The following is a 681-nucleotide window of genomic DNA, read 5'->3' on the forward strand; positions in this document are numbered from 1 at the left end:
GGGGCCGTCACCAGCTCCAGCGCCGTCTCCTGCTGGGGGCGCGGCGGGAAGAACGACTCGACGAGCTGGGTGGCGCGCAGCCGCTCGGCGACGGGGCCGCGCGCCACCACGCCCGCGATCCGCAGTGACGGGGCGATCGCCTTGGTCAGCGACGCGATATGGATCACGGTGCCGTCGCGGTCGCCCGCCACCAGCGGCGGCGGGGGCGAGGAGATCGCGAGATGGCGGGCGTAGTCGTCCTCCACGACGAACGCGCCCGCCGCCCGCGCCACCGCGACGACCTGGTCGCGGCGGTCCGGTGCGAGGACCGCGCCGGTCGGGTTGTGGAAGGTCGGCTGGGTGTAGAACGCCCGTGCCCCCGTCCGGGCGAACGCCTCGGCCAGCAGCTCGGGCCTGACCCCGCCGGAGTCCATCGGCACCGGTACCGGATGCAGTCCCGCGGCGCGGGCCGCCGAGATCGCCCCGTGGTAGGTCGGCGACTCCATCAGCAGGGGCGATCCGGGCGGCAGCACCGACCGCAGGATCGTCCAGAGCGCCGCCTGCCCGCCGTCGGTGATCAGCACGTCGCCGGGGTCGGCGCCGGCGAGCGCGCCGAACCAGGCCCGCAGCTCGGGCCTGACCCCGCCGGAGTCCATCGGCACCGGTACCGGATGCAGTCCCGCGGCGCGGGCCGCCGAGATC

Annotated in this window: 1 protein-coding gene; it reads right to left on the reverse strand. The window is 76.2% G+C overall.

Annotation, left to right across the window (positions count from 1 at the left end):
• A partial coding sequence (locus ACYVE7_RS35205) for an aminotransferase class I/II-fold pyridoxal phosphate-dependent enzyme (RefSeq protein WP_460371022.1) occupies window positions 1–681 on the reverse strand: 681 nt, incomplete at both ends.

Source organism: Actinocorallia lasiicapitis (assembly GCF_054778695.1).